Genomic DNA, 15,999 nt, shown 5'->3' on the forward strand with positions numbered 1-15,999 from the left:
CTACTTCAGCCAATCGGCGAGCTTCGCCTTGCGTACATCCCTAAGCAGGCTGACAAAACCATCAGCCTGATGTTCCGCTGTCAGCCGACCTTTTTCAGCCGTGGCAATGCTGGCGTCGCCGACCACGCCGTTCGGATTGAGATCGCTGGCGATCCAGGCGAAGGCGTGGGTGCCGGTGTGGCGCAGGAGCGAAAATTCCTGCTCCGCGTTGGCGACGTTGGAGACGAAATTGTCGGCCTTGGTCATGTCGACGAGATCCGGCCGGAAATGCAGCATCAGCGAGGTCTCGACGTCGCCGCCATGGATGCCGTGGCGGTCCTCGAGTTCGGTGTACATGCCGGCCGGGCGGCCGAAGCGTTGCCAACTGGTCTTCACCGCCAGCATCTTTTCGCGCACCCGCAATTCGCGCGTGACGATGCCCATGATCTCCTCGTTGCCGCCATGCGAGTTGACGACGACCAGCTTGCGCACGCCTGCCCGCGCAATCGACACGCCAAGCTCGGTCCAGGCGTCCGCCAGCGTCGTTGCCGGCAAAGTAAGCGTGCCCGGCGCGTGAAGATGCTCGTTCGATTTGCCCACCGCCTGGACCGGAAGGATGCGGATGTCGAGATCGTCGGGCAGGCGGGCGATCACCGTGTCGAGCATGCCGTTCATGATCGAGGTGTCGGTCGAGACAGGCAGATGCGGTCCATGCTGCTCGATCGCCGCCACCGGCAGCACAGCGATCGTCGCTTCGGGATCGATCGAGGCATATTCCGTGGTCCGATAGTCACCCCACCACACACGTCTTTTTGGTACGGTCATGTCATGCCTCTTCGATGAACGGTGAGACCTAGCGCGAGATACACGGCGTGTCGATCACCCGGCCGCGATGGCCTCGACCTCCACCTTGAATTCAGGCCGGGCAAACCCGCTGACGATCATCAGGGTCGAGGCCGGCGCGGGGTTCGAAAAAAGCCGGTCGCGGACATCCATATAGGGTCTCAGATGCGCGCGGTCGGTGACATAGGCGTTGATGCGAACGATATTGCCGAGCCCCAGCCCCGCCTCGCCGAGGATCGCGGCGATGTTCTTGAAGCAAAGCTCGGCCTGGGCGCCGGCGTCTTCGGGGATCTGGTCGTCCGCCGTGATCGCGACCTGGCCTGAACACAACACCAGCCGCTTGCCCGGGGGCACTTCGACGCCGTGACTGTAGCGGGCAAAAGGCGGCTTGATCGACTTCGGGGTGAGGAACTTGAACATGGCAATCTCCTGGATACCGCCAGCCTAAGACTGGATTCATCACAGCTTCAAGATGGCGGTGCATGTCGCCGGTGCGATTGTGGACAGGCGTTTAAAAAATAGGCACGATGCCTCCGGTGCAGCACGACCTTTCCGGCGTTCGCAGATGGCTGTGGTGCAGGCGGGCGGGTCCCGGCGCGAGACGCCGGTGGCATGTGTCTTGCTTCTTGAATCTCTGGTGTCGAGCCTGGCGCGTGGCGCGCCGGAGCAAACAAAGGGTGGTGGTGTCGATGTACGGAAAACTGAAGATGTCGGTAGCGGCGGTGGCCGTGCTTGCAGCGAGCACGCTTGGTGCCGCGGCAAATGAAAAAGTCACCTTCGGCACCAACTGGCTGGCCGAGCCGGAACATGGCGGCTACTACCAGGCCGTGGCCGACGGCACCTATGCCGCCTGCGGCCTCGACGTCACCATCATGCAGGGCGGCCCGCAGGTCAGCGGCCGGCCGATGCTCCTGGCCGGCAAGATCGATTTCTACATGGGCGGCAACCTGCTGTCGGCCTTCGACGCCGTCCAGCAAGGCATTCCGATGCGCGTGGTGGCGGCGGACTTCCAGAAGGATCCGCAGGTCATCATGTCCCATCCCGGCGAGGGGCTGGACAAATGGGAGGACCTGAAGAACGCCGAGCAGTACATTCTGGGTGACGAGGGCGCGCAGACCTTCTTCCAGTGGATGATCATCGAGCTCGGCTTCGACGCGGCCAAGCGCGTGCCCTACACCTACAACACTGCTCCCTTCCTCGCCAACAAGAAGTCGATCCAGCAAGGCTATGTCACGTCCGAGCCGTTCGCGGTCAAAAAGGAAGGCGGCTTCGTGCCCAACCAGTTCCTGCTCGCCGACTATGGCTGGGACACCTATTCGACGACGATCGAGGTGATGCAGGACACGATCGACAAGAAGCCGGAGGTGGTCCAGTGCTTCGTCGATGGCTCGGCCAAGGGCTGGTACAAATATCTCTACGGCGACAACAAGGCCGCCAACGACATGATCAAGAAAGACAATCCTGACATGACGGATGAGCAGATCGCTTTCTCGATCGAGCAGATGAAGAAGTTCGGCCTAGCCGATTCCGGCGACACCGAGAAGCTCGGCATCGGCGCCATGAACGAGGCGCGGATCAAGAGTTTTTACGACAAGATGGTCAAGGCCAAGGTCACGCCCGCCGGCATCGACATCACGAAAGCCTACACGCTGGCCTTCGTCAACAAGGGCGTCGGGCTCGAGCTGAAGAAATAGGCCGTCCCAGCATGATGCGGGAACAGGTAGCGCAGGCGCCGGCGAACGGGTCCGACACGGCTCCGGCATTGTTGGCGCTGCGGGGCGTCGGCAAGGTCTTTTCCAATGGCGTGACGGCGCTCGCCGACGTCGACCTGACGATCCGGGAAGGGGATTTCCTCAGCCTGCTCGGGCCGTCCGGCTGCGGCAAGTCGACGGCGCTGCGGCTGATCGCCGGCCTGTCAACGCCGACCTCCGGCATGCTCGACTGGCGTGCGGGCGGTTCGCTCGACCGCTCGAACATCGGCTTCGTGTTCCAGGAGCCGACATTGCTGCCCTGGGCCAGCGTTTTCGACAATGTCTGGCTGCCGCTCAGGCTGAAGGGCGTCAGCCGCGCCAAGGCGGCACCGGTGGTGACCGAGATGCTGGCAAGGGTTCATCTCACCGGTTTCGAGAACGCGGTGCCGCGCGAACTGTCGGGCGGCATGAAGATGCGCGTCTCGATCGCGCGGGCCCTGGTGACCAAACCGCGCGTGCTTTTGATGGATGAGCCGTTCGCGGCCCTCGACGAAATCACCCGCTTCAAGCTCAACAACGATCTGCTGGAGTTGTGGCAGGACGAGCGCTTCACCGTCGTCTTCGTCACGCATAGCGTCTTCGAAAGCGTGTTTTTGTCCAACAGGGTTGTCGTGATGGCGGCGCGGCCAGGCAGGATCTTCGACGAGCTTGCCATCGATGCGGCCTATCCGCGCGACGAGGCCTTTCGCACCTCCCCCGATTATGCAGCGCTGTGCCGGCAGACGTCCGACGTGCTGGCCAAGGCCATCAATTCAATTGCAGGCTCGCATCATGACGACCCTTGACGGTGCATTGAAACTCGACCCCGAGGAAGCACGCCGCGCGCGCCAGGAGCGGCTCGAGCGGATCGGCCGCTGGGTTCTGCCGCTGGCGATCATGATCCTGGCGATCTGGCTGTGGGACCGTATCTGCGTGTGGAATGAAATTCCGCAATACATCCTGCCGCGTCCCGGTGTGGTGCTGGCAACGCTCTACAACGACGCCGGCCTGCTGTTCTCCGCACTGCTGGTCACCTTGCGCATCACCTTCCTCAGTCTGCTCCTTGCCGTCATCGGCGGCGTCGGGCTGGCGGTGCTGTTCGCGCAGTCGAAATGGGTGGAGATGTCGTTCTTTCCCTTCGCCATCGTGCTGCAGGTGACGCCGATCGTGGCCATCTTCCCGCTGATCAACATCTATGTCGACAACCAGACGACCAAGCTTCTGCTCTGCGCCTGGATTGTCGCCTTCTTTCCGATCCTCTCCAACTCCACCCTCGGCCTGAACTCGGTCGACCGCAATCTGCGCGACCTGTTCAAGCTCAACGGCGCAACGCGCTGGCAGCAATTGCGCTATCTCAGGCTGCCGGCGGCGATGCCGTATTTTCTCGGCGGGCTGAAGATCGCCGGCGGCCTGTCGCTGATCGGCGCGGTGGTGGCCGAGTTCGTCGCCGGCGCCACCGGCCAGTCTTCGGGCCTCGCCTCGCGCATCATCGAGGCCGGCTACCGGCTGAACGCGCCCAGGCTGTTCGCGGCGCTGTTCCTGATCTCGCTGACCGGCATCCTGATCTTCCTCGTGCTGTCGCTGATTTCGCATCTCATCTTACGGCGCTGGCACGAGAGCGCGCTGAAGCAGGAGCGGTAGCGCCTTGATTCCGAACACAGGTTCATACCGGCTCGCCAACGCACGCGTTCATCGGTCCGTCACGCCTGGCCTTGCCGCGCCCTTCGACGGCGACGGTTTCGCACTTGCCGACATCGCGGTGGGCGACGGCAAGATTTCCAGCATTGCTGTTCCTGGCAGATCGAACGCACCTGCCGATGCGATCGACCTCGGCGGGCGGATTCTGCTGCCGTGCTTCATCGATTGCCACACCCATATCGACAAGGGCCATATCTGGCCGCGAAAACCCAATCCTGACGGCACTTTCATCGGGGCGCTGAATGCCACAGGTGCCGACCGCACTGACCGCTGGAGTGCCGAGGACGTGGCGCGGCGCATGGATTTCTCGCTGCGCTGCGCCTACGCGCATGGCACCAAAGCACTGCGCACGCATCTGGACAGTGTCCCGCCGCAGGAGGAAATCTCCTGGCCGGTGTTCGAGACGATGCGCGAGAGGTGGCGCGGCCGCATCGAGTTGCAGGGCGCCTGCCTGATTGGCGTCGAGGGCGTGCGCGACAAGAATTGGTTCGACAGGCTGGCCAAAAGGGTGGCCGCCGCCAAGGGCGTGCTTGGCGTCGTCACCTACATGGTGCCGGATCTGGAAGAACTGCTCGACCATGTCTTCTCCCAAGCCGTCAAGCATGGCCTCGATCTCGATTTCCATGCCGACGAGACCGACGACGTCGCGGCGATCTCGCTGAAGAAGATCGCCGAGGCGTCGCTGTGGAACGGCTTCGAGGGCAAGATCCTCGTCGGCCACTGCTGTTCGCTGGCGCGCCAGCCGGACCTCGACGTGCTGGACACTCTGGACAAGGTGGCGAAAGCCGGGCTGGCGATCGTCTCGCTGCCGATGTGCAATCTCTATCTGCAGGATCGGCGGCGCGATCAGACTACGCCGCGCTGGCGCGGGGTGACGCTGCTGCACGAGATGAAGGCGAGGGGCATTCCGGTCGCGGTCGCTTCCGACAACACGCGCGATCCCTTCTATGCCTATGGCGATCTCGACATGCTGGAGGTCTACCGCATGGCGACGCGCATCCTGCATTTCGATCATCCGGTCGCCGATTGGCCGCAGGCCGTCACGGCAACGCCGGCTGATGTGATGCGGCTCGATGGTTTCGGCACGCTTGCCGCCGGCGGGGATGCCGATTTCATTGTCTTCAAGGGCCGCAGCTGGACGGAATTGCTGTCGCGGCCCGAATCGGATCGCATCGTCGTGCGCGCCGGGCGCGCAATCGACCGGCAATTGCCCGACTATGCCGAACTCGACGAGCTGATGGTGGACTGATGGATATCGCCGCGCTGAAACGCGATCTCGACGGGATAAAACTCGACGACAATCCGGCCATCGTCCAGCAGAAAAGCCGCGATTTCTACTGGTACAGCCCGGTGCTGAAGCAGCAGCTCGATCACGTCACCGGCGACCTGGTCGTGACGCCCAAGAACGAGGCCGAGCTGATCCGCGTGCTCGCCGCCTGCCACCGGCATGGCGTGCCAGTGACGCCGCGCGGCAGCGGCACAGGCAATTACGGCCAGGCGATGCCGCTCTCGGGCGGCGTCGTGCTCAATCTCGCCGAGATGAACGAGATCAAGTCGATCGCGCCGGGGCGTGTGGTGACCGGGCCGGGCGCGGTGCTGGCCGACATCGACAAGGCAACGCGGGCGCATTCAGGGCAGGAACTGCGGCTCTCACCCTCGACCTACAACACCGCCTCGATCGGCGGCTTCATCGCCGGCGGTTCGGGCGGCGTCGGTTCGATCAATTTCGGCGGCTTGCGTGATTTCGGCAATGTGCTGCGCCTGCGCGTGGTAACCATGGAGGCCGAGCCGAGGGCGCTCGAACTCACCGGCGAGGATCTGCACAAGGTGACGCATGCATACGGCACCAACGGCATCATCATGGAAGTCGAAATGCCGCTGACCGCGGCCTATGAGTGGATCGACATCATTGTCGGCTTCGACGCCTTCATGAATGCGGCGCGCTACGCCAACGCGCTGGCCTGCCAGGACGGCATCCTGACCAAGCTGATCACGCCGATCGCGGCACCGGTGCCGCAGCTCTATTTCAAACGGCACCAGAAATTCCTGAAGGATGGGCAGAGCATCTGCGTCGTCATGGTGGCGCGGCATGGGCTGGACGCCTTTCTCGCTTTCACGCGGCGGGCTGGAGGCGAGGTGGTATTCAATGCCGCGACGGCGACGCCGGAGGAGAAAAAGGGTCTGCCGCCGGCCTATGAGCTGGCCTGGAACCACACAACGCTCAGAGCGCTGCGGGTCGACCCCGACATCACCTATCTGCAGTCGCTCTATCCCTTTCCCAACCAGCTGGCGCTGGTCGAGAAGATGGACGCGATGTTTCCGGGCGAAGTGTTCTCGCATCTGGAGTTCGTGCGGCTGGATGGCAACGTCACCTGCTTCGGCCTGCCGCTGGTCAAGTTCACCACCGAGGCGCGGCTCGACGAGATCATCCGCCTGCATGAGGAGAATGGCTGCCCGATCTTCAACCCGCATCGTTACACGCTGGAAGAGGGCGGCATGAAGCAGACCGATGCGGTGCAACTCGCCTTCAAGCGCCAGACCGATCCGCAAGGACTGCTCAATCCCGGCAAGATGATCGCCTGGGAAAACCCGGATTATGATTACCGTTCGGGACGAACTTTTCTGTTCAAGGGGCTGCAGAGGACGGGATGAGGAGAGGTTCGCGCTTGAACACCCCCCTCTGGCCTTCCGGCCCGGGCCCTTCGCTGTCGCTTCGGGCGTTCGTCGCTCGGAAAGCCAAGAAATCGGCTTCCCGTCCGCTGCGCGGACCACTCCTCACCCCCCTCAAGGGGGGAGATTGGCAGCTTAAGCGCTGCCGCCAACCTGCCGCGCTGACAATTGGCGAAAGCAAGGAGATAGTCCGATCTCCCCCCTTGCGGGGGAGATGCCCGGCAAGGCAGAGGGGGGTGCCTCGCGCTGACCCAGGCAATGCCTCGCCATGAACATCCTCGTCCTCCACGCCCATCCGGTCGAAACCAGCTTCAATGCCGGCCTGCACCGGACGATCGTCGAGCGACTGACGGCTGCCGGTCATGCGATTGACGACTGCGACCTCTATGCCGAGGATTTCGACCCGCGGCTCTCTCGCCAGGAACGGCTAGACTATCACAATCCGCGCGGCTCCGCCGACCCTGCGGCGCCGTATGTCGAGCGCCTGTTGCGTGCCGATGCGCTGGTGCTTTCCTATCCGGTCTGGAATTACGGCTTTCCGGCAATTCTGAAAGGGTTCTTCGACCGCGTCTTCCTGCCCGGCGTGTCGTTCAAGCTGGTCGACGGCAAGGCGCAGCCGTCGCTGCACAACATCGGGAAGATCGCGGCGGTCACCACCTATGGCGGCAGCCGGTTCCGCGCCATGCTGATGGGGGACCCGCCGCGCAAACTGGTCCAGCGCATGCTGCGCGCCACAGTCAAGCCGGGCGCTTCGGTTTCCTACCTGGCGCATTATTCGATGAACATTTCGAGCGACGAGACGCGCAAGGCGTTCTTGGCCAAGGTCACGGCCAGCATGGACAGATTCTGATGCGCGCGCTGGTGGTTTATTGCCATCCGGTGCCGGAGAGTTTTTGCGCCGCTATCCGCGACACCGCCGTGGAGGTGCTGACGCGAAAGGGCTGGGAGGTGCGGCTGCTCGACCTCTATGCCGAGAAGTTCGATCCGGTGATGAGCTGCGAGGAACGGCGTTTCTACAACACCCAGGCGCCGCAGGACCTTGCGCTGAAGCCGCATTTCGAGCTGCTCAACTGGGCCGAGGCAATCCTCTTCGTCTATCCGACCTGGTGGTACGGGCTGCCGGCGATGCTGAAGGGTTGGCTCGACCGGGTGTGGGCGACGGACGTCGCCTTCAAGCTGCCGGCCGGCAAGGGGCGGATCAAGTCGCTGATGCGGCATGTGACCAAGGTCGGCGTCATCACCACCTGCGGCGCGCCGACATGGTGGAGCGTCGTCGTCGGCCAGCCCGGGCGCAAAACCTTGCTGCGCGGCATGCGCGCGCTGTGCGCCACGCGCTGCCGGACTTTCTTCATGGCGCACTATCTGATGGACGCCTCGACGCCGAAGACGAGAGCCGCGTTTCTGGCGAAGGTGCGGGCGAAGCTGGAGCGGTTTTGAGGGGGCGAACTTCCCTTCTCCCACAAGGGGAGAAGGGAAAAACGCGCTACATCTTCACCCGTTCCGATTTCGGATCATACATCGGCTTCAGCGATGCCTCTGCCGCAAACCGCTCGCCGGCGATCTCGATCTCATAGGACGAGGCCAGCACATCCGCCTCGGTCTCGCCCTGGCAGGGCACATAGCCCAGCCCGATCGCGCCGCCGAGATGGTGGCCGTAATTGCCTGAGGTGATCGGACCGACGATCTTGCCGTCGCGCAGGATCGCCTCGTTGTGGAAGAGCAGCGGTTGCGGGTCCTTCAGCCGGAACTGGACCAGCCGGCGGCTCAATCCGGCTTCCTTCTTCTTCAACACCGCGTCGCGGCCGATGAAATCGCCCTTGGCCGTCTTCACCGCGAAGCCGAGGCCGGCTTCCAGCACATTGTCTTCGTCGGTGATGTCGTGACCGAAATGGCGGAAAGCCTTTTCGATGCGGCAGGAATCGAGCGTATGCAGCCCGCACAGCTTCAGGCCGACATCGGCGCCGGCCTGCTCGATGGCCTCGAAGACATGGGCCGCCTGGTCGGTCGAGACGTAGAGCTCCCAGCCGAGTTCGCCGACATAGGTGACACGGTGGGCGCGGGCGAGGCCCATGCCGATCTCGATCTCCTGGAACGTGCCGAATGGGTTGTTCTCGTTGGAGAAGTCGTTGGGGCTGACCTTCTGGATCAGTTTTCGCGCATCCGGGCCCATCAGGCAGAGTACGCTTTCGGCAGCGGTTACATCGGTGATGACGACGAACTCATCTGTCAGGTGCTTGCGCAGCCAGGCGAGGTCGCGCTGCAGCGCGGCGCCGGGCACGACGAGGAAATAGGCGGTGTCCGACAGGCGCGACACCGTGAGATCGCTCTCGATGCCGCCGCGCCGGTTGAGCATCTGCGTGTAGACGATCTTGCCCGGCGCTACGTCCATGTCATTGGCGCAGAGTTTTTGCAGGAAGGCGCAGGCGTCGCGGCCTTCGACGCGGATCTTGCCGAACGAGGTCATGTCGAACAGGCCGACCTTGTTGCGGACGGCGAGGTGCTCCTCGCGCTGGTTGTCGAACCAGTTCTGCCGCTTCCAGGAATAGCGGTACTCGCGCTCCTGTCCCTCGCGCGCGAACCAGTTGGCGCGCTCCCAGCCGGCGACCTCGCCGAACACGGCGCCGCGCGCCTTCAGATGCTCATGCAGGGGTGAACGGCGCACGCCGCGCGACGTCGCCATCTGGCGATAGGGGAAATGGTCGGCATAGAGCAGGCCGAGCGTTTCGGAGACGCGCTCCCTGAGGTAGCGGCGGTTCTTCTGGAACGGCTGGGCGCGGCGGATGTCGACTTCCCACAGGTCGAACGGTGCCTCGCCGTCGTTGATCCACTGCGCCAGCGCCATGCCGGCGCCGCCTGACGAGACGATGCCGATCGAATTGTAGCCGGTCGCCATCCAGTAGCCACGCAGTTCCGGCGCCTCGCCGAGATAGTAGCGGTCGTCGGGCGTAAAACTCTCGGGGCCGTTGAAGAAGGTGTGGATGCCGGCGGTCGCCAGCATCGGCATGCGGTTGACGCCCATTTCGAGGATGGGCTCGAAATGGTCCATGTCCTCGGGCAATTGGTCGAAGCAAAAGTCCTCGCGGATGCCGTCCATGCCCCAGGGCTTGGCGACCGGCTCGAAGGCGCCGAGCATCATCTTGCCGGCGTCTTCCTTGTAATAGGCGCACTCGTCGGGCACGCGCAGCACCGGCAGGCGGCTCAGCCCCGGGATCGGCTCGGTGACCAGGTAGAAATGCTCGCAGGCGTGCAGCGGGATGGTGACGCCGTTCTGGGCGCCCAGTTCGCGCGCCCACATGCCGGCGCAGTTGACGACGATGTCGGCCTCGATCGTGCCTTGCTCCTCGCCCTGCGCCCAGGACACGCCGGTGACGCGGCCGTCCCTGGTGTGGACCTTGGTGACCTTCACATTCTCCACGATGGTGGCGCCGCGTTGGCGCGCGCCCTTCGCCAGCGCCATGGCGATGTTGGCGGGGTCGCACTGGCCATCGAGCGGCAGATGCACGGCGCCGACGACGTCGGACACGTTGAGATGCGGGTACATCTCCTTGACTTCCCTGGGCGAAATCTCGCGCACGTCGACATCGAAGGCGCGGGCGAGTGACGCCTGACGGTAGATCTCGTGCTTGCGCTCCTCGGTCAGCGCGACGGTGATCGAGCCGACTTGGCGCATGCCGGTGCCGACCTCGGTCTCGGCTTCCAGCTTGACGTAGAGGTCGGCCGAATATTTCGCCAGCCGCGTCATGTTCTGCGAGCCGCGCAACTGGCCGATCAGGCCGGCGGCATGCCATGTCGTGCCCGAGGTCAGCTGCTTGCGCTCCAGAAGGACGATGTCGGTCCAGCCGAGCTTGGCCAGGTGATAGGCGACCGAGCAGCCCGAAACGCCGCCGCCGATGATGACGGCTCTTGCCTTGGCGGGAATGGTTCTGGGGGAAGGGGTGTTCATGCGGCCTCGCGGCGGTAGCTGGAGACAAAGCGGCGCAGCCGGAGCGCTGCTTCCCGCAAGACGGGTTCCGGCTGGCACAGGCTGACGCGGATATGGCCGGCCGCGGCCTCGCCGAAACTGGAGCCGGGCATGACGCCGACCTTCTCCTTGTCAAGGAAGGCGAAGGCGAATTTCTCGTCGTCGGATTCGACGGCCGATATGTCGAGCATGACATACATGCCGCCTTCGGAGCCGCGCACGCCGACATTGTTCATGCCGCGCACGGCGTCGAGCAGGACGGCGCGTCGCGCCGCATAGCGTTCGGCGATTTCCTTCACGCCATAACCCTTCTCCAGCGCCTCGGTGCAGGCGATCGAGATGAAGGCCGGCAGGCCGTAGGTCGTCACCAGATTGAGGTTGGTCAGCAGCGAGATCATCTCGCTCGGGCCGGTCAGCCAGCCCATGCGCCAGCCGGTCATGCCATGGCTTTTGGACATGGAATTGATGACCAGCGTGCGCTCGGCCATGCCGGGCAGGGAACGCGGCGAGATGTGCTCGCCACCGCCGAGCGTCCAGTAGACTTCGTCGGACAGCAGCCACAAATCGTGCTCGCGGCAGACCTCGGCCAGCTGTTCCAACCGTTCGCGCGAATAGACGGCTCCGGTCGGGTTGTTCGGCGTGTTGATCAGGATGGCGCGCGTATTCGGCCGAAGTGCCGCCCGGATCATGTCGGCGCGGGGCTGGAAACCGTCCTCGGCCGGCGTCTCGACAACCGTGAAGGTCGCGCCCGCGGCGCTGAAGGTGTTGGGGTAGGTCGCGTAGTATGGCGCGACCACGATGGCGTGGTCGCCCGGGTCGAGCACGGCCTGTACGGCGGCGTAGAGCGCCGCCTGGCCGCCCGGCGTGGCGATGACCTGGTCCGGCGTCGTCCCGACGCCCGTGCAGGCGACCGAAGCCGCCGCCATCGCCTTGCGCAGGCGCGGCAGGCCGGGCAACGGGGTATAGTGGTGATTGCTGCCGCGAACCGCGGTCACGCAAGCCTCGATTGTTTCGGAAGGCGTATCGAAATCGTGATCGCCGACCGACAGCATGATGATGTCCTCGCCGGCCTCCTTACGGGCCCATGCGGCGAAGTGGACTTCCCAGCCATCCTTGCCCGACGGCACGATGCCTGAAATGCGCGATGATGGTTTTGGCATCAGGCTCTCAACCTTTCGTTCTTCGGATCCCACAAGGGCTCATCGTTCTGCACGACCGCCTTGAAACGGTCGCCGAAGATCTCGATCTCCACGGCGGTGCCGGGCTCCGCCAGATCGGCACGCAGCATGCCGAGCGCGATCGACTTGCCAACGCGATGGCCCCAGCCGCCCGACGTCGTCTCGCCGACGATCTGGCCGTCATGCCACAGCGTCGACATGTAGGGCGCGTCGCAATCGCCGGGGTTTTCGACCACCAGCGTGACGAAGCGCTTCTTGACGCCCTGCTGCTTCTCGTTCTGGAGCGCCGCCTTGCCGCGGAACTCGGGCTTGTCCCATTTGACGAACCGCTCGAGCCCGCCTTGCAGGATCGAGTAGTCGGTCGAGAGGTCGCCTTTCCAGGTGCGATAGCCCTTTTCAAGCCGCAACGAATCCAGCGCGTACATGCCGAATGGTTTCAGGCCGTGCGGCTGTCCCGCCGCGCAGATGGTGTCGAAAACGGCGGCGGTGTCGTCGACCCTGGTGTGGATTTCCCAGCCGAGTTCGCCGGCGAAGGAGACGCGGACCAGCTTCGCCCAGCGCCCGGCGATCTTGGTTTCCTGATGCGTGAGCCACGGCAAGGTCAGGTCGGCCTCACAGACGGCGGCGAGGATTTCCCGCGACTTGGGTCCGGCCAGGATTTGGGTGGAGAATTCCTCGGTCCGGTCGATCAGCTTGAAAGTCGCATCCACGGGCATGTGCGATTTCAGCCATTCGAAATCATGCCATTGCGCCACCGCCGCTGTGATCAGCGTCATGGATTCCTCGCCGTGGCGCACCACCGACATTTCGGTGACGATGCGGCCCTTGTCGTCGGAGAAATAGACGAGACCGATGCGGCCGGGCTTCGGCACGAGGCCGGTCACTTGCCGGCTAAGCCATTCGGCGGCGCCCGGACCTTCGAGGTTGAAGCGCGAAAAACCCGGCAGGTCGAGGATGCCGGCGGCGTCGCGGACGGCCAGGCATTCCTCGCGCACGCGGTGCTGCCACGGCCCGTCGCGACGGAAGGTGAGCGTTGCTTCCTCCGAGACGTCGTCGCCATCCTGCGCATACCAGGTGGCGCGCTCCCAGCCATTATAGGCGTCGAAGCGCGCGCCGAACGCCTTCATGCGATCATGGATCGGCGACAATTTCCTGTCGCGTCCCGCCGGCCAGGCATGGCGCGGAAACTGGATGGCGTATTCGTTGCCGTAGATCTCCATGCCTTTGGCAACGCAGTAATCCGGAGCCGAAGCGAAGGACGTGAAGCGGCGCGGGTCGCAAGACCACATGTCCCATTCGGTCTGGCCTTGCGTGACCCATTCGGCCAACACCTTGCCTGCACCGCCGCCTTGCGCGATGCCGAAGGTGAAGACGCAGGCCTCGAACGCATTGGGGACGCCCGGCATCGGCCCGATCAGCGGATTGCCGTCCGGCGCATAGGGGATCGGGCCGTTGATGACCTTGGACAGGCCGGCGGTACCCAGGATCGGCACGCGGGCGACGGCGTCTGCCAGATAGTGTTCCAGCCGGTCGAGATCGTCGGGGAAAAGCTGGAAGGAAAAATCCTCCGGCATCGGGTCGTTGTGACCAGCCCAATGCGCGCGGCAATTGCGCTCATAGGGACCGAGATTCATGCCGTTCTTTTCCTGGCGCAGATAATAGGAGGTATCGACGTCGCGCAGCAGCGGCAACTTTCTGCCCTGTTCCTTCGACCATGCCGCGAGTTCGGGGATCTCCTCGAACAGGATATACTGATGGCTCATCACCATCATCGGCACCTCGCGGCCGAACATTTTTCCGACTTCGGCGGCACGGTAGCCGGCGGCGTTGACGACGATCTCACAGCGGATCTCGCCTTGGGGCGTCACGACCACCCACTCGTCCTTGTCGCGGCGCACGCCTGTCACCGGGCAGAAGCGTATGATCCGGGCACCCATGTCGCGCCCGCCCTTGGCCAGCGCCTGGGTCAGCTGCGCCGGATCTATGTCGCCGTCGCTCGGGTCGTAGAGGGCGCCTTTCAGCTCATGCGTTTTGATGAAGGGATAGCGGCGCTTGATCTCGTCCGTGCCGACGATATCGATGTCCATGCCCTGATAGCGGCCCATGCCCTTGGCGCGCTGGAACTCCTGCATGCGCTCTTGCGTGTGGGCAAGCCGCAGGGAGCCGGTGACATGGTAGTTCATGGGATAGTCGACGGCCTCGGCCAGCCCGCGATAGAGCTCGGTCGAATAGCGCTGCATGTTCATCAGCGACCAGGACGAGGAGAAGGTCGGCACGTTACCGGCGGCATGCCAGGTCGAGCCGGAGGTGAGTTCATTCTTTTCAAGGAGAACGCAGTCGGTCCAGCCCGCCTTGGCGAGATGGTAGAGCGAGGAGGCGCCGACGACACCGCCTCCGATGATCACCACGCGTGCCGTGCTCGGCAAACCGGCCATGTTCTTCTCCAACCCTTGGTCCAATTTCATTCAATAAACTGGCGGCGAAACCACCCAGATGACGACCGCCGGCTCCAATCCCGGATTGCGCCAGCGGAAAGGCTTGCCCTCGAAGCGAAAGGAATCGCCTTCGCCGAGCCGGTGCCATGTCCCCGATATTTCGATGTCGAACGTCCCCGACACGACATATCCAGCCTCTTCGGTTGGCCGGCGCGCCTCGCTCTTGAGCTCAGCGCCCGGCGCGAAGACGGAACGCAGCATCTCGAAGCTACCGCCGAGATCGGGCGACAGAAGCTCCTCCATGAGGCCGGATTCGCTTGTGCCAAGGGTGCGGCGGCTGCCGGCCCGCACGACCGCGCCGCGCTCGCCTTCGACAGGCACGTCGTGGCCGAAGAACAGGCTGACCGGCACGCCGAACAGTTCGCCGAAAGCCCGGAGATCACTGAGCGACGGTGTCGACAGGCCGCGTTCGACCTGGCTGACCCAGCCGACCGACCGGCCGAGTTTCAGGGCGATCTCGGCGAGCGTCAGCCCACGCGCCTTGCGCAGCGCCCTGATATCGCTGGCCAGCAATCGCTCGTAATTTCCCTGCAATGCTTTCGCTGTAGCTGGAGGCAAATCGCGCTCTCGTGAAAAAATCCCATCAAATTTCATGAGATGCCGGAGCGGTGAAAAAATCAAGCGGATTTTCACGGGTGCACAAGATTTGCTTGCGCGATTTTGGCGGTTCATGCAAAGGCTCGGCCGCGAGCGGCGAGTGGGGACGTCCGATCGGGACACAGGGTAAGGACGGCCCATGCTTGGAAAGAAGGCTCGAATCACGGTTGATGCCGAGATCGTCGACGACGCGATCGTATCGCGCCGGTCGGTGCGCGCTTTTCTGCCCGACATGGTCGACGACAACACGATCCGCGACATACTGGCGGTCGCGGCACGCGCCCCTTCCGGCACCAATATGCAGCCATGGCGGGTCTATGTCACCAAGGGTGACACCAAGCAGCGGATATCGGATGCCATCCTGAATTCCGGCATCCGTGCTGAAAAGGCCGATTGGGACGAATATCGCTATTATCCCACGCAGTTCTTCGAACCCTACCTGACCCGCCGCCGCGCCAACGGTTTCGGGCTCTACGGCGCGCTCGGCATCGGTCGCCGCGAGGTCGACAAGATGCGTGCCCAGCACGACCGCAACTTCGTCTTCTTCGACGCGCCGGTCGGCATGATCTTCACCATCGACCGCCGGCTTAACCAGGGTTCCTGGATCGACTACGGCATGTTCCTGCAGAACATCATGGTTGCCGCGCGGGGCAGGGGCTTGCACACCTGTCCGCAGGCGGCGTTCGCGCCCTATCACCGGCAGATCAGGCCGGTGCTCGGCATTCCCGACGAGGAGATCGTCGTCTGCGGCATGGCGCTCGGTTATGAAGATACGTCGAAGCCCGAAAACGCCTTCCGAACCGACCGCGTGCCGCTGGAGGAATGGGTGACGTTCAGCGAGTAGGCCG

At 63.8% G+C, this 15,999-nt stretch carries 14 protein-coding genes; 8 read left to right on the forward strand and 6 right to left on the reverse strand.

The features are described from left to right. A complete protein-coding gene (locus FJ490_RS12240; RefSeq protein ID WP_140728969.1) occupies positions 1–804 on the reverse strand; it encodes a creatininase family protein in 804 nt (267 codons plus the stop codon). Positions 805–858: 54 nt separating this feature from the next. Next, a complete protein-coding gene (locus FJ490_RS12245; RefSeq protein WP_140555017.1) occupies positions 859–1,242 on the reverse strand; it encodes a RidA family protein in 384 nt (127 codons plus the stop codon). A gap of 269 nt (positions 1,243–1,511) precedes the next feature. Between FJ490_RS12245 and FJ490_RS12250 the strand changes: the two genes are divergently transcribed. The 7 genes from FJ490_RS12250 (at position 1,512) to FJ490_RS12280 (ending at position 8,357) form a co-directional block, all read left to right on the forward strand. Beyond that, positions 1,512–2,516, forward strand: a complete 1,005-nt coding sequence (locus FJ490_RS12250; protein WP_140495611.1) for an ABC transporter substrate-binding protein — start codon at positions 1,512–1,514, stop codon at positions 2,514–2,516. Between the two features lie 11 nt (positions 2,517–2,527). After that, on the forward strand, positions 2,528–3,358 hold the full coding sequence (locus tag FJ490_RS12255; RefSeq protein ID WP_140623229.1) for an ABC transporter ATP-binding protein: 831 nt from the start codon (positions 2,528–2,530) through the stop codon (positions 3,356–3,358). Beyond that, positions 3,345–4,193, forward strand: a complete 849-nt coding sequence (locus FJ490_RS12260; protein ID WP_140675258.1) for an ABC transporter permease — start codon at positions 3,345–3,347, stop codon at positions 4,191–4,193. The genes FJ490_RS12255 and FJ490_RS12260 overlap by 14 nt, the downstream gene beginning before the upstream one ends. Before the next feature lie 4 nt (positions 4,194–4,197). Then, positions 4,198–5,499 (forward strand): cytosine deaminase, encoded by a 1,302-nt coding sequence (locus tag FJ490_RS12265; RefSeq protein WP_140728968.1) that lies wholly within the window; start codon positions 4,198–4,200, stop codon positions 5,497–5,499. Further along, complete coding sequence (locus tag FJ490_RS12270; protein WP_140728967.1) at positions 5,499–6,902, forward strand: FAD-binding oxidoreductase; 1,404 nt, start codon at positions 5,499–5,501, stop codon at positions 6,900–6,902. The genes FJ490_RS12265 and FJ490_RS12270 overlap by 1 nt, the downstream gene beginning before the upstream one ends. Before the next feature lie 286 nt (positions 6,903–7,188). Then, a complete protein-coding gene (locus FJ490_RS12275) occupies positions 7,189–7,770 on the forward strand; it encodes an NAD(P)H-dependent oxidoreductase (protein WP_140664585.1) in 582 nt (193 codons plus the stop codon). Beyond that, on the forward strand, positions 7,770–8,357 hold the full coding sequence (locus tag FJ490_RS12280) for an NAD(P)H-dependent oxidoreductase (protein ID WP_140728966.1): 588 nt from the start codon (positions 7,770–7,772) through the stop codon (positions 8,355–8,357). The genes FJ490_RS12275 and FJ490_RS12280 overlap by 1 nt, the downstream gene beginning before the upstream one ends. 46 nt (positions 8,358–8,403) lie before the next feature. Here FJ490_RS12280 and FJ490_RS12285 read toward each other — a convergent pair whose 3' ends face one another. The 4 genes from FJ490_RS12285 to FJ490_RS12300 are packed head-to-tail and all read right to left on the reverse strand — an operon-like array spanning position 8,404 to position 15,067. Beyond that, positions 8,404–10,863 carry an FAD-dependent oxidoreductase gene (locus tag FJ490_RS12285; protein ID WP_140728965.1) on the reverse strand — a complete coding sequence of 820 codons (2,460 nt, stop codon included), beginning with the start codon at positions 10,861–10,863 and terminating at the stop codon, positions 8,404–8,406. Next, entirely contained in the window at positions 10,860–12,041 is a 1,182-nt protein-coding gene (locus FJ490_RS12290) for a pyridoxal phosphate-dependent aminotransferase (RefSeq protein WP_140728964.1), read from the reverse strand. Before FJ490_RS12290 ends, FJ490_RS12285 begins: the two co-directional genes overlap by 4 nt. After that, complete coding sequence (locus tag FJ490_RS12295) at positions 12,041–14,494, reverse strand: FAD-dependent oxidoreductase (RefSeq protein WP_140728963.1); 2,454 nt, start codon at positions 14,492–14,494, stop codon at positions 12,041–12,043. Before FJ490_RS12295 ends, FJ490_RS12290 begins: the two co-directional genes overlap by 1 nt. A 30-nt stretch (positions 14,495–14,524) precedes the next feature. Beyond that, positions 14,525–15,067: an XRE family transcriptional regulator gene (locus FJ490_RS12300; RefSeq protein WP_246672701.1), complete on the reverse strand. Its 543-nt coding sequence runs from the start codon at positions 15,065–15,067 to the stop codon at positions 14,525–14,527. Between the two features lie 223 nt (positions 15,068–15,290). Between FJ490_RS12300 and FJ490_RS12305 the strand changes: the two genes are divergently transcribed. Further along, positions 15,291–15,995, forward strand: coding sequence for a nitroreductase (locus FJ490_RS12305; protein WP_140516370.1), 705 nt, complete (start codon positions 15,291–15,293; stop codon positions 15,993–15,995). The last annotated feature ends 4 nt before the right edge of the window (positions 15,996–15,999 follow it).

This window comes from Mesorhizobium sp. B2-5-11, assembly GCF_006440835.1.
GTDB lineage: Bacteria > Pseudomonadota > Alphaproteobacteria > Rhizobiales > Rhizobiaceae > Mesorhizobium.